This is a genomic window from Pseudomonas imperatae, assembly GCF_057128625.1.
On sequence record NZ_JBSKHP010000001.1, the window covers coordinates 1 to 20,009 of the forward strand.

The 20,009-nt window shown below is 57.7% G+C and carries 13 protein-coding genes and 2 pseudogenes; 4 read left to right on the forward strand and 11 right to left on the reverse strand.

Annotated elements, in window-relative coordinates:
* Positions 1-523 precede the first annotated feature (523 nt).
* Genes ACWKWX_RS00005 through ACWKWX_RS00020 form a run of 4 tightly spaced genes read left to right on the forward strand, consistent with a single transcriptional unit; the run spans position 524 to position 9,275 of the window.
* Complete coding sequence (locus tag ACWKWX_RS00005) at positions 524-1,654, forward strand: response regulator (RefSeq protein WP_483826760.1); 1,131 nt, start codon at positions 524-526, stop codon at positions 1,652-1,654.
* Positions 1,655-1,695: 41 nt separating this feature from the next.
* Positions 1,696-3,414 carry a putative bifunctional diguanylate cyclase/phosphodiesterase gene (locus ACWKWX_RS00010; RefSeq protein ID WP_483826761.1) on the forward strand — a complete coding sequence of 573 codons (1,719 nt, stop codon included), beginning with the start codon at positions 1,696-1,698 and terminating at the stop codon, positions 3,412-3,414.
* 46 nt (positions 3,415-3,460) lie between these two features.
* A complete protein-coding gene (locus tag ACWKWX_RS00015; RefSeq protein WP_483826762.1) occupies positions 3,461-8,350 on the forward strand; it encodes a PAS domain S-box protein in 4,890 nt (1,629 codons plus the stop codon).
* On the forward strand, positions 8,340-9,275 hold the full coding sequence (locus ACWKWX_RS00020) for a diguanylate cyclase domain-containing protein (RefSeq protein ID WP_483826763.1): 936 nt from the start codon (positions 8,340-8,342) through the stop codon (positions 9,273-9,275). The genes ACWKWX_RS00015 and ACWKWX_RS00020 overlap by 11 nt, the downstream gene beginning before the upstream one ends.
* Here the strand turns inward: ACWKWX_RS00020 and ACWKWX_RS00025 are convergent.
* From ACWKWX_RS00025 to exaC, 11 genes and pseudogenes are all read right to left on the reverse strand, one after another.
* A pseudogene (locus ACWKWX_RS00025) lies at positions 9,272-9,617 on the reverse strand (hypothetical protein). The gene ACWKWX_RS00020 and the pseudogene ACWKWX_RS00025 overlap by 4 nt on opposite strands.
* Before the next feature lie 44 nt (positions 9,618-9,661).
* Positions 9,662-10,233: pseudogene (locus tag ACWKWX_RS00030) on the reverse strand (integrase domain-containing protein); the annotation flags it as partial.
* A complete protein-coding gene (locus tag ACWKWX_RS00035; RefSeq protein ID WP_483826764.1) occupies positions 10,211-10,570 on the reverse strand; it encodes a hypothetical protein in 360 nt (119 codons plus the stop codon). The gene ACWKWX_RS00035 and the pseudogene ACWKWX_RS00030, both read right to left, overlap by 23 nt.
* On the reverse strand, positions 10,554-11,951 hold the full coding sequence (locus tag ACWKWX_RS00040) for a YfjI family protein (RefSeq protein ID WP_483826765.1): 1,398 nt from the start codon (positions 11,949-11,951) through the stop codon (positions 10,554-10,556). Before ACWKWX_RS00040 ends, ACWKWX_RS00035 begins: the two co-directional genes overlap by 17 nt.
* A gap of 1,007 nt (positions 11,952-12,958) precedes the next feature.
* On the reverse strand, positions 12,959-14,188 hold the full coding sequence (locus tag ACWKWX_RS00045; RefSeq protein WP_483826766.1) for a tyrosine-type recombinase/integrase: 1,230 nt from the start codon (positions 14,186-14,188) through the stop codon (positions 12,959-12,961).
* Positions 14,189-14,567: 379 nt separating this feature from the next.
* The gene (locus tag ACWKWX_RS00050) at positions 14,568-15,305 is read right to left on the reverse strand and encodes a LexA family transcriptional regulator (RefSeq protein ID WP_483826767.1); all 738 of its coding nucleotides are present in this window, start codon (positions 15,303-15,305) and stop codon (positions 14,568-14,570) included.
* Between the two features lie 122 nt (positions 15,306-15,427).
* Positions 15,428-15,955 (reverse strand): inorganic diphosphatase, encoded by a 528-nt coding sequence (gene ppa / locus ACWKWX_RS00055; RefSeq protein ID WP_416427082.1) that lies wholly within the window; start codon positions 15,953-15,955, stop codon positions 15,428-15,430.
* A 112-nt stretch (positions 15,956-16,067) separates the two neighbouring features.
* Complete coding sequence (locus ACWKWX_RS00060; protein WP_483826768.1) at positions 16,068-16,886, reverse strand: M90 family metallopeptidase; 819 nt, start codon at positions 16,884-16,886, stop codon at positions 16,068-16,070.
* Between the two features lie 3 nt (positions 16,887-16,889).
* Complete coding sequence (locus ACWKWX_RS00065; RefSeq protein ID WP_416427080.1) at positions 16,890-17,546, reverse strand: DedA family protein; 657 nt, start codon at positions 17,544-17,546, stop codon at positions 16,890-16,892.
* Between the two features lie 203 nt (positions 17,547-17,749).
* Positions 17,750-18,208, reverse strand: a complete 459-nt coding sequence (locus ACWKWX_RS00070; RefSeq protein WP_416427079.1) for a GNAT family N-acetyltransferase — start codon at positions 18,206-18,208, stop codon at positions 17,750-17,752.
* A 165-nt stretch (positions 18,209-18,373) separates the two neighbouring features.
* Positions 18,374-19,894 (reverse strand): acetaldehyde dehydrogenase ExaC, encoded by a 1,521-nt coding sequence (gene exaC, locus ACWKWX_RS00075; RefSeq protein WP_473004614.1) that lies wholly within the window; start codon positions 19,892-19,894, stop codon positions 18,374-18,376.
* Between the last annotated feature and the right edge of the window lie 115 nt (positions 19,895-20,009).

Below are 20,009 nucleotides of genomic sequence, written 5' to 3' on the forward strand. Positions count from 1 at the left end.
CTGGCTTGCCAGCGAGCTGTTGGGGCCTTAAAAGCTCGCTGGCAAGCCAGCTCCCACAAGACAGTTGCTGCTACGGGGGATGGGTTTTTTGCGGGCATTAAAAAGCCGGCTTGTGGTTAGCTTTTTATTCATATAACTATATGAAAATAAACATTTTACAAATTTTGATCGACACTGAAATCCCCCAATCGATCCCCCACTTTTTCATCGTTTTTGCCCGGCATTTTCCCGGCTTTTTCGGTCGAGGGGATTGAATAATTTCGCCTGGGTGGACCGCGCGGATGCTTGCGCTCAAGGCGGACGTCATCTATTGATGTACTCATTCCTGTAGGGGCTGTTACGAAATCAGGTGATGGCAGAGTTACTAGATACCGCGGTCCAAGCCTGAGTCGAGACGCGCCTCACCAATGCGTGCTATACCCTATGCATCTGCAGCGTGGGTGGCGTCGCATATTGACGTTAGCGGATTATGACCGGTGTATACCTGCAAGCGATTCAGCCTTCGTCAATGGAGTGATTGGTATTGTCGATACGCATCATGGTGGTGGACGATGATCCGTGGATGTCTGAGCTTATTCGCCAGATGATCCAGTCAGCTCGACCTGCTGCTGAGGTCGAGTGCTTTTCCTGCGTCGAAACTGCGCTGGCGGCCTGGCGCAGTGGGCTTTATCAACTGGTGCTGTCGGACTGGAATCTTCCCGACGGCGCTGGCGTCGATCTGCTTCGTAGCATGCGCATGTCTGATTCGGAAACACCCCTGGTGGTCATTACTGGGCGCTCTGACAGACAGAGCGTTTTGGAAGTAAGGCAACTGGGGATCAGTGCCTACATCACTAAACCTTTCGATATTCCTGCCGTCATGGCGAAGATCAATGCTCTATTGCCAGAGGACGAGCCGGCCCCTGCGGCTCCTGCCCTTAGTGATAGCCTGGAGGCCCATCTGGGGCAGTTGTCTGCCTCTGATCTTGATCTGCCACTATTTTCTACTGTGAAGGAAAGCCTCCAGCAAGCGTTCAGTGGCATTGTGACGGATTTTCGCGAGCTGGCTACTCACTGGCAAAACGAACCGGCGTTGTGCGCTTACCTCATCTCGGCCGCGAACAGCGCCGCTTATGGCGGTGGAGGGCGGCCGTGTGAGGGCTTGGCGCAAGCGTTGACACACCTTGGCGGGCGGACGGCGCTCAACTTGGCGATAGCGATGGCGTTGCGTCAGGCATCGGTGACTGAAGATCCGCTGATTGGAGTATGCTTACACGAGCAGTTTGTAGCTTCGGAGCGCTTGGCGGAGCGCGTGGTATCCCTTGCCAAGCAATGTGGTTTGGCATCGGGGGCAATGCATGCTGCTGCGTTGCTGCATAGAATGGGTGAGTTGTGTGTTTTGTACCAGGCGGATCTCTGGGCTGGGCGTGGGCATATGGTGGATGATGATATCCTATCGGCAGCACTTGCTACCTATGGGCGTCCTTTTGCGCTTTCGCTGAAGTCACGTTGGGCGTTGCCGATGTCGATGCGTGAGCTGATAGGCGCTGTTTATGCGTTGCCAAAGTCTCATGTGCATCGAGATCAGGTCATCATGCGCCTGGCGGCAGCGATCGAATACGATGAGCCCGCGGAAACGATCGCACGTTTGAAAGCCTTGGCGGGGCTGGTCTAACTGCACAATTCGCAGTTGATCGTCTAGACTGAAGCTGAGAAATGGACTTCCTGGAGTCAGTTATGTTTGAGCTGGCAGAGCAGATGATTCCTGTAATCCTGATCGTTGATGATCAATCAACGGATGTTGAAATTCTGCAAGAGGCTATCTGCAACCTCGGTGAGATCCGTGTAGCCCATGACGGCCGTGAAGCACTGCAAGTGGCCGGATCCTGCCGCCCAGATCTAATCCTGATCGATATCATGTTGCCCGATATGAGCGGCTTTGAGCTATGCAGGGCGATCAAAACCGACCCGAAACTTTGTGATGCTGCCATTTTGTTCGTTAGTACCCACGGCCAGTGGGACAATCAAGTGCGCGCCCTGGAGTTCGGAGGATTAGGCTTTATTCAAAAGCCTATCAATATCTCGGTGGTAAGAGCCCATGTACGTGCTCACATAAAACTGCGCACCGACGCCAAGCGCTTGGCTTATTATGATGGACTCACTGGTTTGCCTAATCGCCAATTATTCATTAGCCGCTCAGGCCAAGCGATTCAGCAGGCTAAAAGTAATGGCGATAAGGTGGCATTGTTGCTATTGGATTTGGATAATTTTAAGAGCATCAATGATTCACAGGGTCATTCAGTTGGGGACAGCATTCTCAAGTGCGTCGCCGAGCGCTTGAGCATCAGTGTGCGCCCTATGGACACGGTGAGTCGGCCGGGAGGCGATGAGTTTTCGATTTTACTGCCGCAAGTCACTCGGCTAGAAGCTGTTGGTGATTTGAGCGAGCAGCTATTGAAAACACTTGCATCCCCTATGTCGATTGGCGAAAGTCGTTACAGTATTACTGCAAGCATTGGTATTAGCATCTACCCTGAAGACAGTATTGATTTGGAATTGCTGTATAGCCATGCCGATGCGGCTATGTACCAGGCAAAGCGCGACGGTCGGAACCGTTCTCGGTTCTTTTCCAGGGCATTGGAAACTAGCACCCGTGCTAGGCATATCCTCGAGCAACATATGCGCAGCGCTTTGGAAGAGGGTTTTTTTGAGGTTTTCTACCAGCCTAAAATGGATGCACAAACTGAGAGTATGTGTGGCATGGAGGCGCTGATTCGCTGTCGGCAGTCCGACGGTACGTTAGTCTCGCCTGCTGAATTCATTCCTGTGGCAGAAGAGACTGGGTTAATCGTTCCACTGGGGCGTCAAGTATTGGCGCAGGCATGTGCAGACGCGCGTACATTGATGCATTCAGGTTTTCAAGTGCCTGTAAGTGTCAATATTTCTGCTGTTCAGTTCCGTGAGGATAACTTCTTTGACATGGTTTACAGGGGGCTCGAGGACTCCGGTCTTCCTCCACACCTGCTTGAGCTGGAAATTACCGAAGGTGTGTTGGCCGACAATGTAGCCAAAGCACGAGAGGTGCTGGAGGCACTGAAACAATTGGGTGTGCGGATCGCGATCGATGATTTTGGCACCGGCTACTCGAGCCTAAGTTATCTCAAGCAACTGCCTATTGATGTTCTGAAAATAGATCAGAGTTTTGTGCGCGGCATGCTCGACAATCACAGCGATGCTGCTATCACTGAGGCCATCGTGCGTATGGGGCAAGCGTTAGAGTTGGAGCTGATCGCAGAAGGTGTGGAAAACCAAGAGCAAGCAAACAACCTTATGGCATTGGGCTGCAGGATGCAGCAGGGGTATCACTACTCCCGACCGGTGCCATTTGTACAGGTTCGACAGATGTTGGAGTGCGGCAAGCTGAGGCTCGTTTAGGGCAATCGATTTTTCTCGTTCGGCCAGCCGTCGATGTGGGGTGTAATTGAAGAATCGCATTCTGAAACTCCAATCCAAATTCGTTACAGCTCTGATCGCTGTTTTTGCGTCAGGATTAATAATTACCATTCTTGGCACTTACGGCCTATTGAGGAGCAACAGGGAGCATGCCGAGGCTGCATTGAGTCTTGCGCTCAGACGTACGAGCGATGCTGTTAATACACGCATTCATCTCTATGAGTTTGGCTTGCGGGGCGCGCGTGGTGTTGTTCAGGTCATGGGAGAGCAGCAGGTCAGCCGTGATGGCTTTTTAACCTACAGCAAGACACGAAACCTTGATGCCGAGTTTCCTGGAGCTCGCGGGTTTGGCTTCATTCGTCGTGTTCCAGCCAGTGCAGAGGCGGCCTTCCTTCAAAAGGCCCGGCTCGACGGTAAACCTGACTTCACGCTACGCCAGCTCACGCCGCACTATGGCGAGCGTTTCATCATTCAGTATGTCGAGCCGCAGGCGAGGAACCAGGCAGCGATAGGCCTGGATATTGCATCCGAAAAAAATAGACGAGAGGCCGCTGAGGCAGCGCTGCAGACCGGCGAAGCGCGACTTACAGGTCCAATTACGCTCGTCCAGGCGACGGGCAAGCCACTGCAGTCGTTTCTGTTCCTGTTGCCGATTTATCGAACGGTCGTCACACCGGACACTGTTTCCGAACGTTTGGCACAAGGGTTTGGTTGGAGCTATGCGCCGTTGCTGACCGAGGATGTCCTGACAGGGCTTCCATTGCCCTCCGGTGGTGTGCGGTTGAAGTTGCGTGATGTGACTGATGCTGCCGCTCCGGTGCAGTTCTATGATCGCAAACAAAGCAGTGAGGACGAGCAGGAGCTCATGCGTACCCATTTGACCCAGGTGGTTTTTGGTCGGCGCTGGGATATCGAGTTGGTTGCATATCCCTCTTTCGTACAGGAGTTGCGTCAGTTTTCCCCGCGTAGCACCTTCGCTATCGGCCTGGGCAGCACTCTTTTGGTCACGGCATTGGTGGGCGTCTTCAGCGTCAGCCGTAGGCGACGACGTGACATTCTGGCTGAAAAGGCCAAGCTCGCGGCCATTGTGGAGAACTCCAACGACGGAATCATTGGCCTGACCTTGGACGGTATCGTTACGGCGTGGAACCAAGGCGCCGAGAATATTTTCGGCTACGGTAGCGATGAGGCACTGGGGCGTACCTTGCTAGGGCTGGTATTGCCGGCCGAGTTGGCGGATGAGGAAGTTCATTTGCTCGGCAAGATTGCGCGTAGTGAGCGTATCGAGCATTTCGAGACGCGTCGTGTGCGTAAAGACGGCCAGTCGTTAGAGGTGTCGGTAACCATCTCTCCTATTTGTGATGCTACCGGGCAGGTCGTTGGCGCGTCCAAGACAGTCCGTGACATCACCCAGCAGAAGCGGGTAGAGGCACGTATTCTCGAGCTGAATGTCGGCCTGGAACATCAGGTCGTCGAGCGCACCTCAGAGTTGCGCGAACTGAATGCCCTGCTGACCAGCGTTCTGCACTCCGCATCACAGGTCTCCATTATCGCCACCGACCTCACGGGCATCATTACCGTTTTCAACAACGGGGCTGAGCAATTGCTTGGCTATACGGCCGAGGAAGTTGTTGGCATTCACACCCCTGGTATTTTCCATCTGGATGAAGAGGTGGCGCCACGTGGCGAAGAGTTGAGCCGAGCGTATGGCGAAACGATAGAAGGTTTCCGCGTATTTGTGCACAAGGCTTCATTAGGCGAGGCGGAGGTTCGGGAGTGGACATACGTGCGCAAGGACGGCACGCGGTTCAGTGTGACCTTGCTGGTCACTGCCATGCACAATGCTGATGGCAGGTTGAGTGGGTACCTGTGCATCGCCATCGATATCAGTCGGCGCAAGCAAGTGGAGCAGCGCTTGGCCGACAGCCTGACGCTGACGCAGACCATTCTCGATACTGCAGTCAATCCTGTCATCAGGCTTGATCAGGCAGGGGTGATTCAATCCTGTAATCGTGCCACCCAGACCGTTTTCGGCTACCTGCCAGACGAGCTTGTTGGCAGCAATGTGCGAGTCTTGTTGCCCGCGTTCTCCAAGGATTTCTTGTCGCCTACGAAGGATGCGCATGATGATCCAGCCAGCCGCGTTATGGTAGGAGGTTCCGGAGAAGTTCAGGCTCGACGAAGGGATGGGCACATCTTCCCCGCACAAATTACTCTGGGCGGCGTGCAGATCGACGGTCAGCCCATGCTTGTGGCCGTACTCTTCGATTTGTCTGAACAACGCCGTCAGCATGATGCCATCGCTTCGGCCCGCGACCAGTTGGCCTTGGCTTCGGACGTGGCGAAGCTGGGAGTATGGACATGGTCGCCTCAAGATGATGATCTGCAGTGGAATGATCGGATGTTCGAAATCTACGAACAGCCGCCCGCCTTGAAAGCAGCAGGCCTTGGTTACAAGCACTGGCGGGAACGCCTGCACCCCGACGATGTGGAAGTCGCCAGTAGATGGCTCCAGCGCTTGCTGGAAGGGAACAGCGTGTTCGAGACATCTTTCCGTCTTCAGTTACCTAACGGCGATATTCGTTATGTTCAGGCCGCAGCTAGGATAGAGCATGGTGCTGAAACCGGTAGCCAGAAAATCACGGGGATCAATCGTGATGTCACTGCAGAACACGAATTGCAGTCCCGCTTGTATTTCGCCAAGGAACAGGCAGATGCAGCCAGTGCCGCCAAGAGTGCTTTCCTGGCGAACATGAGCCATGAGATCCGCACCCCTATGAATGCGGTGCTTGGCATGCTGCACTTAGTTCAGGCCACCCAGCTTGATTCGAGGCAGCTTGACTATATCCGCAAAGCGCACGGTGCGGCGAAGTCACTCTTGGGGCTGCTCAATGACATTCTTGATTACTCCAAGATCGAGGCCGGTAAGCTGCAGATCGATCCACATCCTTTCGAGCTCAATCGGTTAATGATGGACCTCGCAGTGGTGCTGTCGGGCAATCAGGCGGATAAGGACGTCGAAGTGCTGTTCGATCTCGATACCTCCTTACCTGAGTGCTTGGTTGGCGACAGCCTGCGACTTCAACAGATTCTTATCAACTTGGCTGGTAATGCGCTGAAGTTCACCGAGCGTGGCGAAATTACCGTGAGCCTTCATGAGTGTGTTCGTCATCCCGATGCTGTTCGGTTGCGAATCGCTGTGACCGATACCGGAATCGGTATCAGCGAGGAGCAGATCGAGCGAATCTTCGACGGGTTCAATCAAGCTGAGGCTTCCATCAGCCGGCGCTATGGTGGAACAGGCTTGGGGCTGGTGATCTGCAAGCGGTTGATCGAACTGATGGGCGGCACTCTGCTGGTGGAGAGCCAACAGGGTAAGGGCAGCCGCTTCTGGTTCGAGCTGGAGTTTGCCCTGGCGAATACCACAGCGACTAAGGTGCCGGCAGCGACAGCTAGCGCTGACCTCAAGGTGTTGGTAGTCGATGACAACGACACAGCCCGTGAAGTACTCGCAAGAATGGCTGTCGGGTTAGGCTGGCGGGTGGATCAGGCCAGTCGAGGGCTGGAGGCTGTGGAGCGCGTGGTAAGGGCTGCGGATAGGACCCCTTATGATGTAGTGCTCATGGACTGGCGTATGCCGGACATCGATGGCTCGACTGCCGCACGCCTTATGCAGGATGTGATGGATGGTCCTGCGCCGGTGGTGGTAATGGTCACTGCGCACAGTCGCGAAGTGTTCGCAGACCTACAGCTGGTAACTCAGAGGCCTTATGCCGAAGTCTTGAGTAAGCCCATCACGCCTAAGCAACTTTTCGCCGCCGTGGGACTTGCAGTCTCGGGGCCGCAACCTTCTGACACCACTGCACACGTGAACCCGGTATCCAGGCTCGAGGGTATCAAGTTGTTAGTAGTCGAGGATAATCCGCTCAATCGCCAAGTGGCGCAGGAGCTGTTAGAGCTTGAGGGGGCTGAAGTGACGTTGGCCGAGGGTGGTCGGCAGGGCGTTGACGCTGTGTTGCAAGGCACACAAACCTTCGACGCCGTTCTGATGGATATCCAGATGCCTGATATGGACGGGCTGGAGGCGACTCGCCTAATTCGTCAAAACAAGTTGCATGCCAGCTTGCCCATTGTCGCCATGACGGCCAACGCCTCACTTTCCGAGCGAGAGGCGTGCTTGGCTGCGGGAATGAATGAACATGTGGGCAAACCTATCGACCTGGAAAGACTGGTTGTTGTTCTCACGCGGCTTCTGTACCGCGAAGAGCCTGTCCGCTCCTCTCATCGGCCAGATGACTCGTCGGGTGATGAACCCTCCGAGAGTGTATTGCGGCGCTTTGGCGGCAACCTGACGCTGCTGCGTAATGTGCTGCAGCGTTTCCCGCACGAGATGCGACAGAATCTCGAGCAGCTAGAGCGACACTGCAGTAGTGCTGACAAACCAGGTACGCTGATGCAATTGCACACCATCAAGGGCAGTGCAGGTACCATGGGGGCCAGTGGTTTGTCTGAATTGGCTGCTGAGCTGGAGCAGCGCCTGCTGCGGGCGTCGGTAGAGGACGGGCAATCGTTGATGGCCAGCCCTCGGTGGCTGTCGCACCTGCACATGCAACTGGCGTCCGACTGCGCTCGGCTCAATCTTGCCTTTGCCGCTTCCGTGCCGTCCGTTACTGAACGCCAAGCTGCAATGATGGAGCGGGACTGGGAGAGTGACTTGGGTTCCTTACGTGAGCTGTTGGTCAGCAGCAATCTCTTGGCCCTCCAGCAGACTGAAGCCCTGCAGGATGGGGTTCCGCTAAGGAGTAAGGCGCTTTACGAGGCGCTCAAGCAGGCCGTTGACGATCTCGATTTCCATTCAGCGACTGTATGGTGCGATAAGTTGGCTCATTCAATCAAAAGGAATATTGATGAACGCTGAATATAGGTGCGTGCGGGGCATGCCACGGTTGCTGATCGTGGATGACCAGCAACTCAACATTCGTGTGCTGAATGAGATGTTCCGTGCTGACCATGAGATTTACATGGCCATGGATGGAAACAAGGCCGTGGAGATCGCCCGGACGCAGTTACCGGATCTGATCCTGCTCGATGTGATGTTACCTGACATCGATGGCTACGAAGTGTGTCGTCGTCTGAAGGCCATTCCGTTGACTGCGGACATACCTGTGATATTCGTGACCGCCAAAGGGCAAGAAGAGGACGAGGCAAGAGGACTCGAGCTTGGAGCCGTCGACTACATAAGCAAGCCATTTCATCCCGGTATTGCCCGTGCTCGGGTGAAAACCCACCTGACTTTGAAATTACAAAGCGATTACCTCAAGGGCCTCGCGTCGCTCGACGGTTTGACAGGCATAGCCAATCGACGCGCGTTCGAGCAACACCTTAGTGATACGTGGAGTCACTTGTGCCGTGATGGAGGGTGGCTGGCACTGATCCTTATCGACATCGATTACTTCAAACGTTTCAATGACCACTATGGGCACTTACAAGGCGACCAGTGCCTTTGCCGTGTCGCCCAGGCACTAGCCGATGTGATCAAACGCCCATTCGATATGGTCGCACGCTTCGGCGGCGAAGAGTTTGTCTGCATTCTACCTAGCACTCACCTCAATGGCGCCGCCATCGTTGCCGAGCAGCTATCCACTGCTGTAGAGCGTCTGCGGATTCCTCACGTGAATTCGCTCGTTGGTGACAAGGTGACAATCTCGCAAGGGGTCGGCTGCCTCCAGCCTAAACCAGGGCAAGACGCCCACTACTTGGTGGCACTGGCAGACCAGGCTTTGTACCAGGCCAAGGAGAGTGGTCGAGCGAGATTCTACCTTTCCGAGATGTGCGGGGGCTAGCGGCAATCAACGTGCAGTGGGGCATCGATAGCGGTCTGATTGCTCAGCACTTCTTTGCTGCTCTTAGTACCCTGCTGATCCGTTGGAGATTTGACCTTACATATACCGTTGTAACCCTGCTTACCGTATGCTCAGGGAGATGATCACTCCACTCCCTCTAGCCTCAAAAGCGTTGTCGTTGAACCTCTTTAGCTTAGCCTCCTTGCCATTGATATAAATCGGCCCTCCTTTGTCAGCGTGTACTTCAATACCAGTTGGACAAATTGCATTTTGCAGTGGAACGCCTGCATTTGCAGTGCCTAGGGCGACAAGCATCATGGCAGTCATCAATGATTTTCTCATGCTATTGAATTCCCGTTGTGGGATGGCTGGAAATGAATCAATAGAATAGCAATCCGACCAAGCGCCTCGGCCTCGCAGTGCAAGCGTGGCAGGTCCGACAGGATCACTTCGCGCAGGCGCATCCCGGTAGTTCGGGCCAACATGATGATAGCGGCCCCCCGTTCGTGTTGGTCTTCCACCAGCGACAGCGCCACTCGCTTTGCGTGTTGACAATCTTTGCCCTCCGGCGCACGACTGCGTACGTTGGAGCGGTGGTGTTCAAGCGTCTGGCTCGGGCTGATGACTCTCACAGCCTGATCACCGCGCAGCGCTGCGAGGGTGCGGTTGACGCTGCTTAGGCGGTTCTGCGCGGTGGCGATGCAGAGTTCGCCTTGCTGGATCTGCTGGCGCAGATACGCAGCGTAGTCTTGCAGCGTCCGGTGATCGATCCGGCGCGCATCGTTGTAACCGGGGCCGTCCTCTGACCGGCACCAGCGCACGAAGGCTCGATCGGTATGTGCTTTCACGGTGGCGAAGTGGCAGCCTGCGAACATATCCTCGAGTGCCTGCCGTCCGGCATAGCTCAATTGGCGGCCATAGCCAAAGTGCGACCGTCACGTCGACCGACCAGCGCCATTGTTTTCACCTTGATCGTTGGTTTGCAGGAGCACCAGCAGGGCTTTCCAGTGAAAGCTGATGCTGTCCAGTTGCTCCCAATGTGTTGGGCGGATGAGAAGGGCATTTTCGCTGTGTTGCAGAAGAGCCCCTTCTTCTTGCAACTGCTCGATGAGCTGGGCGAGGTAGATGGGCTCAGTGGGTGTACTTGCGACAGCGGCGACGCTGGCGACAAGCCCCTCCGCATCTGGCTTGGCACGTGGCGACAAAGTAGTGACGGTGGTGGCGACACACCGTAGCTCGATCGGTGAGCGATGTTGCGCCCTATAGCGGCGTACGGCTTCAGTGAGGCGGAACATGGCGCACCTCAAACTTCTTGCCGTCGGTGTTCAACCACCGGTGATCTATCAATTGCACCAGCAACGCAGCGGTGTGTTGGGTACTTTTACGGGCAAAGCGAGGACCTTTGCGCGTGAGGTCGCGTATGTTGAACGAAGGCCACTTCTTCTCTACCAACCAGCGCAGCAAGCAATCTGCTTCTGCGCGAAGCTTATTCAGTGGTTCCTGTTCAGTCAGGCGTTGGTTCTCGGCCAGGTAGTAATCCATCAGCGTGGAGGCGCGCTGAATGTGCATGTCTTCCAATACAGTCGATTCCTCAACCACCGCCATCACACCAGCCATGCGTAGTACGTTCGCGGCGGCTTTGCCCGCGGCAGCTTGCACGTTGACCAGCTCGCCGAATTCCCCGGACTCGCATTCAATGGTGTCGTGAATGGCAATCCAGGCCTCGCGGGCGCGGGTGCTTAACTCCAGGGTTGCAGGGTTGAGGCCGCCGTCTTTATGGCGTGACCACGGCTTTTGCATCAGCGCGGCAATGCGTCGCTGGTACAGCTGCACCTTTGGATCTCGGGTCAGGTCGAAGGCCTTGTACAGCCGGTGTCCAACCAGGCGCTCGGGCCAACTGATCAGGCAGCGCCCGAGGATGCCTTGGTCCTTGATATCAGCGTCCTGAAGCAAGCGGTCTGCCATGCGGGGTTGCAGCATCAAGTGCATGCTGAGACGGCGATCATAGGCACGCAGACTTTCCCCGGCCATCGCGCGCGACCGATCAATCGGGCTGCCGTCCCACAGCGTCGACAAGTGAGTGATCGCCTTGATCATGTTGTCTTTGCTCATGGTGCTGCCGCCCAAAAACTGCCCGCCTTCATCGCTGAACAGCCCCATGCTTGGCAAACCATGGCACAGGCTTTTCACCAGGCCTTCAATGGTAGGCTCAGCAGTGAGCAGTCTTGGTTGGACGGGTTCAGGTTGGGCGTCCAGCGCGATCTGTGCAGACTTTTTCGAGGTTGGTGACTTCGCGGTTTGGCTCATTGCAGCGCGGTGCGCCTTGAGCTGTTCGCCATAAGCGATCCACTGCTGTCTCTCCCAGTCGCGGACAGCCCGCAACGCAACATGGTCCACCGCACTTTTGCGATCACCCGAGCAGGCCACTGTCAGCAAGTACAGCGACAACGGATACATTCGGCCGTCTAAGTGAACATTGGCATGCGCCTGGCTTGCCAAAGCTGCCGTGGCCAGAACGGATTGCGCGGCCATGGCGCAGGGCACGCCGACCACATCGGCCATGCGCTCTACGGCCGGCCCGAAAAGATCGCCTAGCGCCGCGACTGGGTAGGGTAGGGGCGTAATCTGCTTTTCCAGCAAAGGACGTGGTGGCCCTTGAACTTCGCGCAGTTGCATAGCCGTCCTCCATAAGTTACCGATCTCCCCCTCACGTCATCCCGCCAAGGATGCTGAGTGTTATCAGGGATCAAGGCCCCTGCGACCTGTGAGGGTGTCCACTGACGCGGGACTGGCGGCTCCTTACGACCAGGAGCAAGGGCGTCTCATGATCTGGCCTCCTGAGCACCGATAGCGGTGGGCGGGTGGAGGCTGCACTGGCTGACGAGACCAGTGCCGCGAGATCCTGAGCCGGGTGCAAGCAGCACTGCGATGACTGGGGCATGCCTGACTGTCAGTCAGGTGCAGTCCATTCCCTGGTCTGCGGCGCCATCATCTACAGCGCTGTTGCGCTGGTGACATCGGCGTTTGTCACACCGATTGTCACGAGGGGGATTGCCGCAAAGCCATGTGCGATCGGGGCTGCAGCAGTGTCAGGAGCGCCCGTCTCTTTTCTGGAAAAAGAGACGGGCGCAAGTTGGCGCAAGAATCGGCCAAGCGATTAGGTTGCTGCAGCACAGCGCAGTACGGTATAGCTGGCGCACGAGGGCCATGAGGTTAAGGAGCACCCATCACCGGGAAGGTGACCGGGCGAGCTGCCAGATGCTAATCGCCCTTGGGAGAACCACCGCATAAAGCGGCGTGACCTTGAAGGTTCGGGCCACCTGGGTGCTGCCAACGGCAGCGCTTCGAGCCTTCTTTCTAGCGCAGGTGTGATGGATGGAGCAACCAGGCTAGGGACTGTTCATTGCGCCAACATTCGATAGCGGAAGGTGGTAGCCGTGAGTGGTGGTGAGTGGACGATAGGCCGTTTGTCGCCTTGTTGATGCGAGCCCCTGCGCATGGGAATGCGGAGCCTTCCTATGCGCAGGGACTTTGCCTGAAAAGCGCAAAGTGGGCGGAGAAATGGCGACAGTCGCTACCCCTGTCGCCATCCCGGATCCCGCGAATTTCGTGGGCTAGCGCCGTTGTCGCCACTGTCGCCAGCAGTAAGGCCCGCGACGTGCGCGGGGCGTCCTATCAAGTGTTCAGGCGCTGGTATTGCTCAGCTTTTGCTTGGGGGGCGATGTGGCATATTTCGCCCAAGCATTCATCAGTTGTCTTCGCTTGTCGAAAAAGTCTGAGCGGGAATATGCGCTTTCAGTTTCCCCTCGCTCGTCGTGAGCGAGGGCAAGTTCGCAAACTTCTCGGGGGAAGGAAGTGGTTTCTCCTGCCCAGTCCCGGAATGTTGAGCGAAATCCATGCCGGGTGATGTGCTCATAACCCAATTGATGCAGTAGCTTGCGGATGGCATTAGTGTGCATCACGCCGCTACGGCCGCTGCCAGGAAAGAGGTAAGGGCTGTTGGCTCGAGTTCGTGGCAGGGCTTTCACCAGCCCGATAACCTCGGGGGCGAGCGGGATAGAGAACGGTTCCCGCGTTTTCATTCGTTCTGCAGGCAATGACCACCGGCACAAATCAAGATCGAACTCCTCCCATTGAGCGAATCTGACCATGTGACTTCGCGCACCAGTAAGGATCAACAACTGAGCCGCTGCCGAGGCGCTGGAGGGATCGTTGCGCAGTGCCTGCATGAGCTCGGGTAGATCCTGCCACGGAAGGGCCGGGTGATGCATACGCTTGCGAGCTTTCTTCTTCTCATGACGGCTGAGCAGGTTTTCCAGATGGCCGCGCCAACGGGCGGGGTTTTCTCCAGCCCTTAACCCTCTTGAGCGGGCAGCATCTAGGATCTGTTCGATCTGGCCTCGGACCTCATCTGCCGTGCGTGTCTTTGTGGCCCAGATCGGTTGCAGAGCATTGAGAACTTGTTTGGTCTCGATCTCATCTGCAGAGAGCTTCGCCAGCGAGGGAAATGCATAGAGTTCTAGCTTGCGGAGCCACCCTTTGCGCCACTTTTCAGACCAGCTAGAGCCATGAGCATCCCGATAGTCAACGGCTAAAGTTTGGAAGGTGATTTGTTTGGCTTGCTCACGCCGCTCAGCTTCTTTCTTGGCCGCTTGCTCGGCTTGACGCTTAGCAAGCGGATCCTCGCCCCGTAAAAGCTGACTGCGATTTTCGTACGCGGTAGCACGTGCTTTCTTCAGGTCGAGTCTTGGATAACCACCAAGTCCCATTTCCCTGCGTTTGCCTTGTATCTGAAACCGCAGTACCCAGTATTTTGTGCCTGCAGGGGTTACGACCATGCGTAGCCCATCGCCATCCTCATACGTGCCCGGCTCGGTCAGATTCTCGACAAATTTTGCGGTCAACTTGCCCATGACTTTGCTCTCCTATCCCCCATTTACTCCCCCACTTGGACGTGGAATCGCTTGGATGAAAAAAGAACTCGAAGGAACGAAAATAGGCTGAAACCCTTGATTTAACAAGGTTGCAGTGGACTTTAAAAGATGAGAGTGACTTTCAAATGATTATTAAAAAGCCGGCTTGTGGCCGGCTTCTCGTCGACAGTCCTGGTTTGTTTTTGGCAAACCGCAACCGCCTTCTAAAAATGTAAGGACCAGTAACCTTGCGTTACAGGTCAGCCAGGGCGGTGATACCGTCACCAGGCTTGGGCAGGCTGCATGTTGTCCAGCAACAGCGCCTACCAAAAGGTGCGCCAAGAATAGCGACATTCACGCCAAAAGCCCAGCACAAATGTCATTCCTTCTCATCCCGGCGCCCATCCGGCCGCGCTGGCTGCAGGCTGGCCCACCAGAACACCCAGCCCAGGATTTCGATGGGCTCCTCGGCGCTCACTAGCTCATCGCCGAACTCCCCCAGGTTGTCTGCCCGCAGCCGCAACGCATCGCAGGTCATGGGGTAAATCGTGCGCACGCACAGTTCGCCATCTCGTAGGAAGGCGTAGGGCTGGCCCGAAACCGGGGTGGTGAGGCTACGATCGATGGCCAGGGCGGCGCCCAGGGGCAGCCGCGGGGCCATGCCGCCATCGGGCATGATCAACGCCATGCAGTGGGCCGGGTTTATCAGCAGCCGGGAGAACGCCGCCCTGGGCAGGCGCAGGTGCCGGTGCTCCACGGCGATGAGCTGACGGTTTAGTGGGCGGTAGAACGCCAGCAAGACGTCATCTGCGCTGGAGGCGGCCAGCACGGTAGGGTTGCCCGTAGGATCGAGGTCGTCCTGATCGTAGAATTCGTCCTGGGGATCATAGGGCGGCCTGGGGGGAGGGAAGCGGTACTTGGGCCCCAGGCCGGTACGCAGCCAGCGGGTATGAACGCACAGCAACTCGGCAATGTCGTCCAGCCGTGCCACGGGCACGCCCCTGCGTACCCAGTTGTTCACGTGCTGGGGTAGTACATTGCGGTGCAGGGCCAGGTCGGAAGGGCTGAGGTGGCAGTCTTTCAGCAGGGTTCTCAGGCGGTCGCCGGATGTGAGCATGGCGGTGCTCCGGTTGTGGGTGGTCCTGCATGCTTGCCGAGCATTAGTCTCAAGAGCTGTAGGACTTTTCCGAGGGCATAAAAAAACCCTGCGCAAGGCAGGGTTTTTTGTCACCGGGCGGCTCAGCCTTTGAAGGCAGCAACCGACTTGGTGATTTCAGCGCGGGCAGCGTCAGCGTTGCCCCAGCCTTCGATCTTGACCCACTTGCCTTTCTCGAGATCCTTGTAGTTCTCGAAGAAGTGCTTGATCTGTTCCAGCAGCAGGGCTGGCAGGTCGGTGTATTCCTTCACGTCAACGTACAGCTGCGACAGCTTGTCGTGCGGTACGGCGATGACCTTGGCGTCGCCGCCGCCGTCGTCGGTCATGTGCAGGATGCCGACCGGACGGGCGCGGATTACCGAGCCTGGCGCCACTGGGTACGGGGTAACTACCAGCACGTCCAGGGGGTCGCCGTCGTCGGCCAGGGTGTTGGGGATGAAGCCGTAGTTGGCCGGGTAGAACATTGGGGTGGCCATGAAGCGATCGACGAACAGGGTGTCGCTGTCCTTGTCGATTTCGTATTTGATCGGCGCGTGGTTGGCCGGAATCTCGATGGCGACGTAGATGTCGTTCGGCAGGTCTTTGCCAGCCGGAATCTTGCTGTAGCTCATTGGGCGTTGCCCCCGTTGTAGGCCAGTAAAAATGGCCGTCTAGGCCAAAAAGTGGCAGGGATTATTGCATAGATTGGCAGCGTTGCCACGCCCGGCCGGACCGACACCCGCCTTAGGCCGGGTGGCTGTGGCGGTAGTCGGGATGGCTGCGTTGCAGGCCCTGCAGGCGGGTCAGCGGATCCTGGCGGTAGAACGCCTGGAGTTGCCGGTAAACCTCCGGGTAGGCCTGGTGCAGCAGGTCCGGGGCACTGAAGAAATACTCGCTGGTGACGGCGAAGAACTCCGCCGGGTTTTCCGCGGCATAAGGGTCGATGGCAGTTTCGGCGTGAGGGTTGTGGTCCAGTTGCCGGTTCAGGTCATCGTAGGCGTGCTGCATGGCGGCGGCCCAGTCGCTGACGCGCATGTCGCCGTGCAGGGGCGGCAGGCCGTTGGCGTCACCGTTGAGCATGTCCAGCTTGTGCGCCAGTTCGTGGATGACCAGGTTGTAGCCCTCCCAGCCGCCGCTGGCCAGCACGCCTGGCAGGGCCAGGATGATGGGGCCCTGCTGCCAGGCCTCGCCGCTGTGCTCGCCGTCCCAGCTGTGCTCCACGCCGCTGGGGTCGCGGTGGCGCTGGGGGCTGAGGAAGTCGTCGGGGTAGAGCACTATCTCGTGGAAGTTGCCGTACCAGTTGAGGTCGCCCAGGTGCAGCAGCGGCAACTGGGCCTGGGCGGCCAGCAGCAGGCGGGTGAGGTCATCCAGCTGCACGCCGTCCAGGCTGGTCAGGTGCTTGTCCAGCAGGAACAGCACGCTGTGCTCCTGCAGCCACTGGTCTTCCTCGACAGTGATGTCGTCGAGGATGGCCAGGGCGTGCCGTGCCTGTTTCCACAGTTGCGGGTCCAGTGGGTGCCGGGCCAGGGCCCGGCGGCGGCGCCAGGCGCGCAACGACCACATGGCTTAGCGCGACGTGGCCTTGGCGGCCTTGCCGGCCATGCGGCTCTTGACCACGCCAATGACCATGGGCACCAGCGACAGCAGGATGATGGCCAGTACCAGCAGCGACAGGTTCTTCTTGATGAACGGCACGTTGCCGAAGAAGTAGCCCAGCGCTACCAGGCCGCAGACCCACACCACGGTACCCGCCACGCTGAAGCCCAGGAACCGCGGGTAGGACATTTTGGCGATACCGGCCACGAACGGTGCGAAGGTACGCAGGATCGGCAGGAAACGCGCCAGGGTCACGGTCTTGCCGCCATGGCGCTCGTAGAAGTCGTGGGTCTGCTGCAGGTAGTCGCGGCGGAAGATCTTCGAGTTGGGGTTGCTGAACAGCTTCTCCCCCGTGGTACGGCCGATGATGTAGTTGGTGCTGTCACCCAGGATGGCGGCTGCCATCAACAGGCCTGCCAGCAGGAACGGGTCCATGCCGCCGCCAGCGGCCACGGCGCCGGCAATGAACAGCAGCGAGTCGCCAGGCAGGAAAGGCGTCACCACCAGGCCGGTCTCGCAGAAGATGACCAGGAACAGGATCGCGTAGATCCAGGGGCCGTAGTTGTTCACCAGCAGGTCGAGGTAGGTATCGAGATGCAGGATCAGGTCAAGCGGGTTGAAATCCATGTGCAACACCTGTGCAGGGCCCGAGGCTACGGGCTTGGGGCGACTTTAAGGGCGTGAGGCTGTTCGGTAACAAATCGTACAACCTGCGGCGTCAGGATTATACGACCGGACACCGGGAATGCCCCACGAGTTTGTAGCCAGGCGTGTCGGATTTCCGTGAAAGCGTGCAGCCGCCGCCAAACGGCAGCGGCTGCCGGGGGGGATCAATCGGAGTTGATGGGCAACACGTAACTGAGGAATTCAGTGTCCTGGTGGAAACCGATGGATTCGTAGGTCTTGTGCGCCACTTCGTTGTCGGCGCTGGTGGACACGCGCATGCGCACGGCGTGGGTTTCCTTGGCCATCTTCTTGGCGGTGCGCAGCAGGTGGTCGGCCACCAACTGGCGACGGGCGTCCTCGGCGACATAGATGTCGTTGAGAATCCACACGCGCTTGAGCGATAGCGAGGAAAAACTGGGGTACAGCTGGCAGAAGCCCAGCAGCTTGCTGTCATCATCGTCGGGCAGGGCCAGGTAGATCACCGATTCCTTGCGGCGCAGGCGCTTTTCCAGGAACGCCCGGGACGAATCGGGGTAGGGCAGCTCGCCGTAGAACTCGCGGTATTTGACGAACAACGGAGCAATCATGTCCAGATGCTCCAGCGATGCTTGGATAATTCGCATAACGGGCCTCACGTGCTGACGGATGTTGGCGGCCAATACCACAGCATGCCGTTGGTCCGATGCTGCCTTAAAACAATTAGAAAACGCAATCAAACGGACGCTGAAATGAATCAGCCCGTTCACCCAGGAAGCATGAACGGGCTGCCTTGCCTTCAGCTTAGAAGCTTAGAAGAACCCGAGCGGGTTGATGTCGTAGCTCACCAGCAGGTTTTTGGTCTGTTGGTAGTGGTCCAGCATCATCTTGTGGGTTTCACGGCCTACGCCAGACTTCTTGTAGCCGCCGAACGCCGCGTGCGCCGGGTACAGGTGGTAGCAGTTGGTCCACACGCGGCCCGCCTTGATGCCGCGGCCCATGCGGTAGGCGCGGTTGATGTCGCGGGTCCACACGCCGGCGCCGAGGCCGAACTCGGTGTCGTTGGCGATGGCCAGGGCTTCGGCTTCGTCCTTGAAGGTGGTGATGCTCACCACCGGGCCGAAGATTTCTTCCTGGAACACGCGCATCTTGTTGTTGCCTTTCAGCAGGGTTGGCTGGATGTAGTAGCCGGTCGCCAGGCTGCCCTCCAGTTTCTGCACCTGGCCGCCCGTCAGCAGCTCGGCGCCTTCGCCCTTGGCGATGTCCAGGTAGGACAGGATCTTGTCGAACTGCTGCTCGGACGCCTGGGCGCCGACCATGGTCTCGGTGTCCAGCGGGTCGCCGCGCTTGATCTGCTCGATCTTCTTCATCACTTCCTTCATGAAGGCCGGGTAGATCGACTCCTGTACCAGCGCACGCGATGGGCAGGTGCACACCTCGCCCTGGTTGAAGAACGCCAGCACCAGGCCTTCGGCGGCCTTCTCAATGAAGCTCTGCTCGGCCTGCATGATGTCTTCGAAGAAGATGTTCGGCGACTTGCCGCCCAGCTCCACGGTGGACGGTATGATGTTCTCGGCGGCGCATTTCATGATGTGCGAACCCACCGGGGTTGAGCCGGTGAAGGCAATCTTGGCGATGCGCTTGCTGGTGGCCAGCGCTTCGCCAGCTTCCTTGCCGAAGCCCTGGACGATGTTCAGCACGCCCGGTGGCAGCAGGTCGCCGATCAGCTCGATCAGCACGGTGATGCCCAGCGGGGTCTGCTCGGCGGGCTTGAGCACCACGCAGTTGCCGGCGGCCAGGGCCGGGGCCAGCTTCCACGCAGCCATCAGGATCGGGAAGTTCCACGGGATGATCTGGCCGACCACGCCCAGCGGTTCGTGGATGTGGTAGGCCACGGTGTTGCCGTCGATTTCAGCAGCGCTGCCTTCCTGGGCGCGCAGGCAGCCGGCGAAGTAGCGGAAGTGGTCGGCGGCCAGCGGGATGTCGGCGTTGAGGGTTTCGCGCACGGCCTTGCCGTTGTCCCAGGTCTCGGTGATGGCCAGGGTTTCCAGGTGCTGTTCGATGCGGTCGGCGATTTTCAGCAGGATCAGCGAACGGGCCTGCACCGAGGTGCTGCCCCACGCGTCGGCAGCGGCGTGGGCGGCGTCCAGGGCTTTATCGATGTCTTCGGCAGTGGAGCGGGGGAATTCGGCAATGGGCTGGCCATTGACCGGCGAAGTGGTGGTGAAGTACTGACCCTTGACCGGCGCCACGAATTCGCCGCCGATGTAGTTGCCGTAGCGGCTCTTGAAGTTGACCAGAGCCCCTTCGGTACCGGGATGTGCGTAACGCATGGTGAGTATCTCCTTGGGTTTTTATGCTTTTGGCTGGAGGACGCGTTTGCGGCGTGTACAAAGCGTAGAGCAAGTGTCGGGCCAGCGCCCTGCAACCCAGCAAAGTCGAGGCTTG

Coding starts and splice junctions, on each gene's coding strand:
- ACWKWX_RS00010 (WP_483826761.1), top strand. CDS start 1,696: ATGGACTTCCTGGAGTCAGTTATGTTTGAGCTGGCAGAGCAGATGATT.
- ACWKWX_RS00020 (WP_483826763.1), top strand. CDS start 8,340: ATGAACGCTGAATATAGGTGCGTGCGGGGCATGCCACGGTTGCTGATC.
- ACWKWX_RS00035 (WP_483826764.1), bottom strand. CDS start 10,570: ATGTTCCGCCTCACTGAAGCCGTACGCCGCTATAGGGCGCAACATCGC.
- ACWKWX_RS00040 (WP_483826765.1), bottom strand. CDS start 11,951: ATGCAACTGCGCGAAGTTCAAGGGCCACCACGTCCTTTGCTGGAAAAG.
- ACWKWX_RS00045 (WP_483826766.1), bottom strand. CDS start 14,188: ATGGGCAAGTTGACCGCAAAATTTGTCGAGAATCTGACCGAGCCGGGC.
- ACWKWX_RS00050 (WP_483826767.1), bottom strand. CDS start 15,305: ATGCTCACATCCGGCGACCGCCTGAGAACCCTGCTGAAAGACTGCCAC.
- ppa (WP_416427082.1), bottom strand. CDS start 15,955: ATGAGCTACAGCAAGATTCCGGCTGGCAAAGACCTGCCGAACGACATC.
- ACWKWX_RS00060 (WP_483826768.1), bottom strand. CDS start 16,886: ATGTGGTCGTTGCGCGCCTGGCGCCGCCGCCGGGCCCTGGCCCGGCAC.
- ACWKWX_RS00065 (WP_416427080.1), bottom strand. CDS start 17,546: ATGGATTTCAACCCGCTTGACCTGATCCTGCATCTCGATACCTACCTC.
- ACWKWX_RS00070 (WP_416427079.1), bottom strand. CDS start 18,208: ATGCGAATTATCCAAGCATCGCTGGAGCATCTGGACATGATTGCTCCG.
- exaC (WP_473004614.1), bottom strand. CDS start 19,894: ATGCGTTACGCACATCCCGGTACCGAAGGGGCTCTGGTCAACTTCAAG.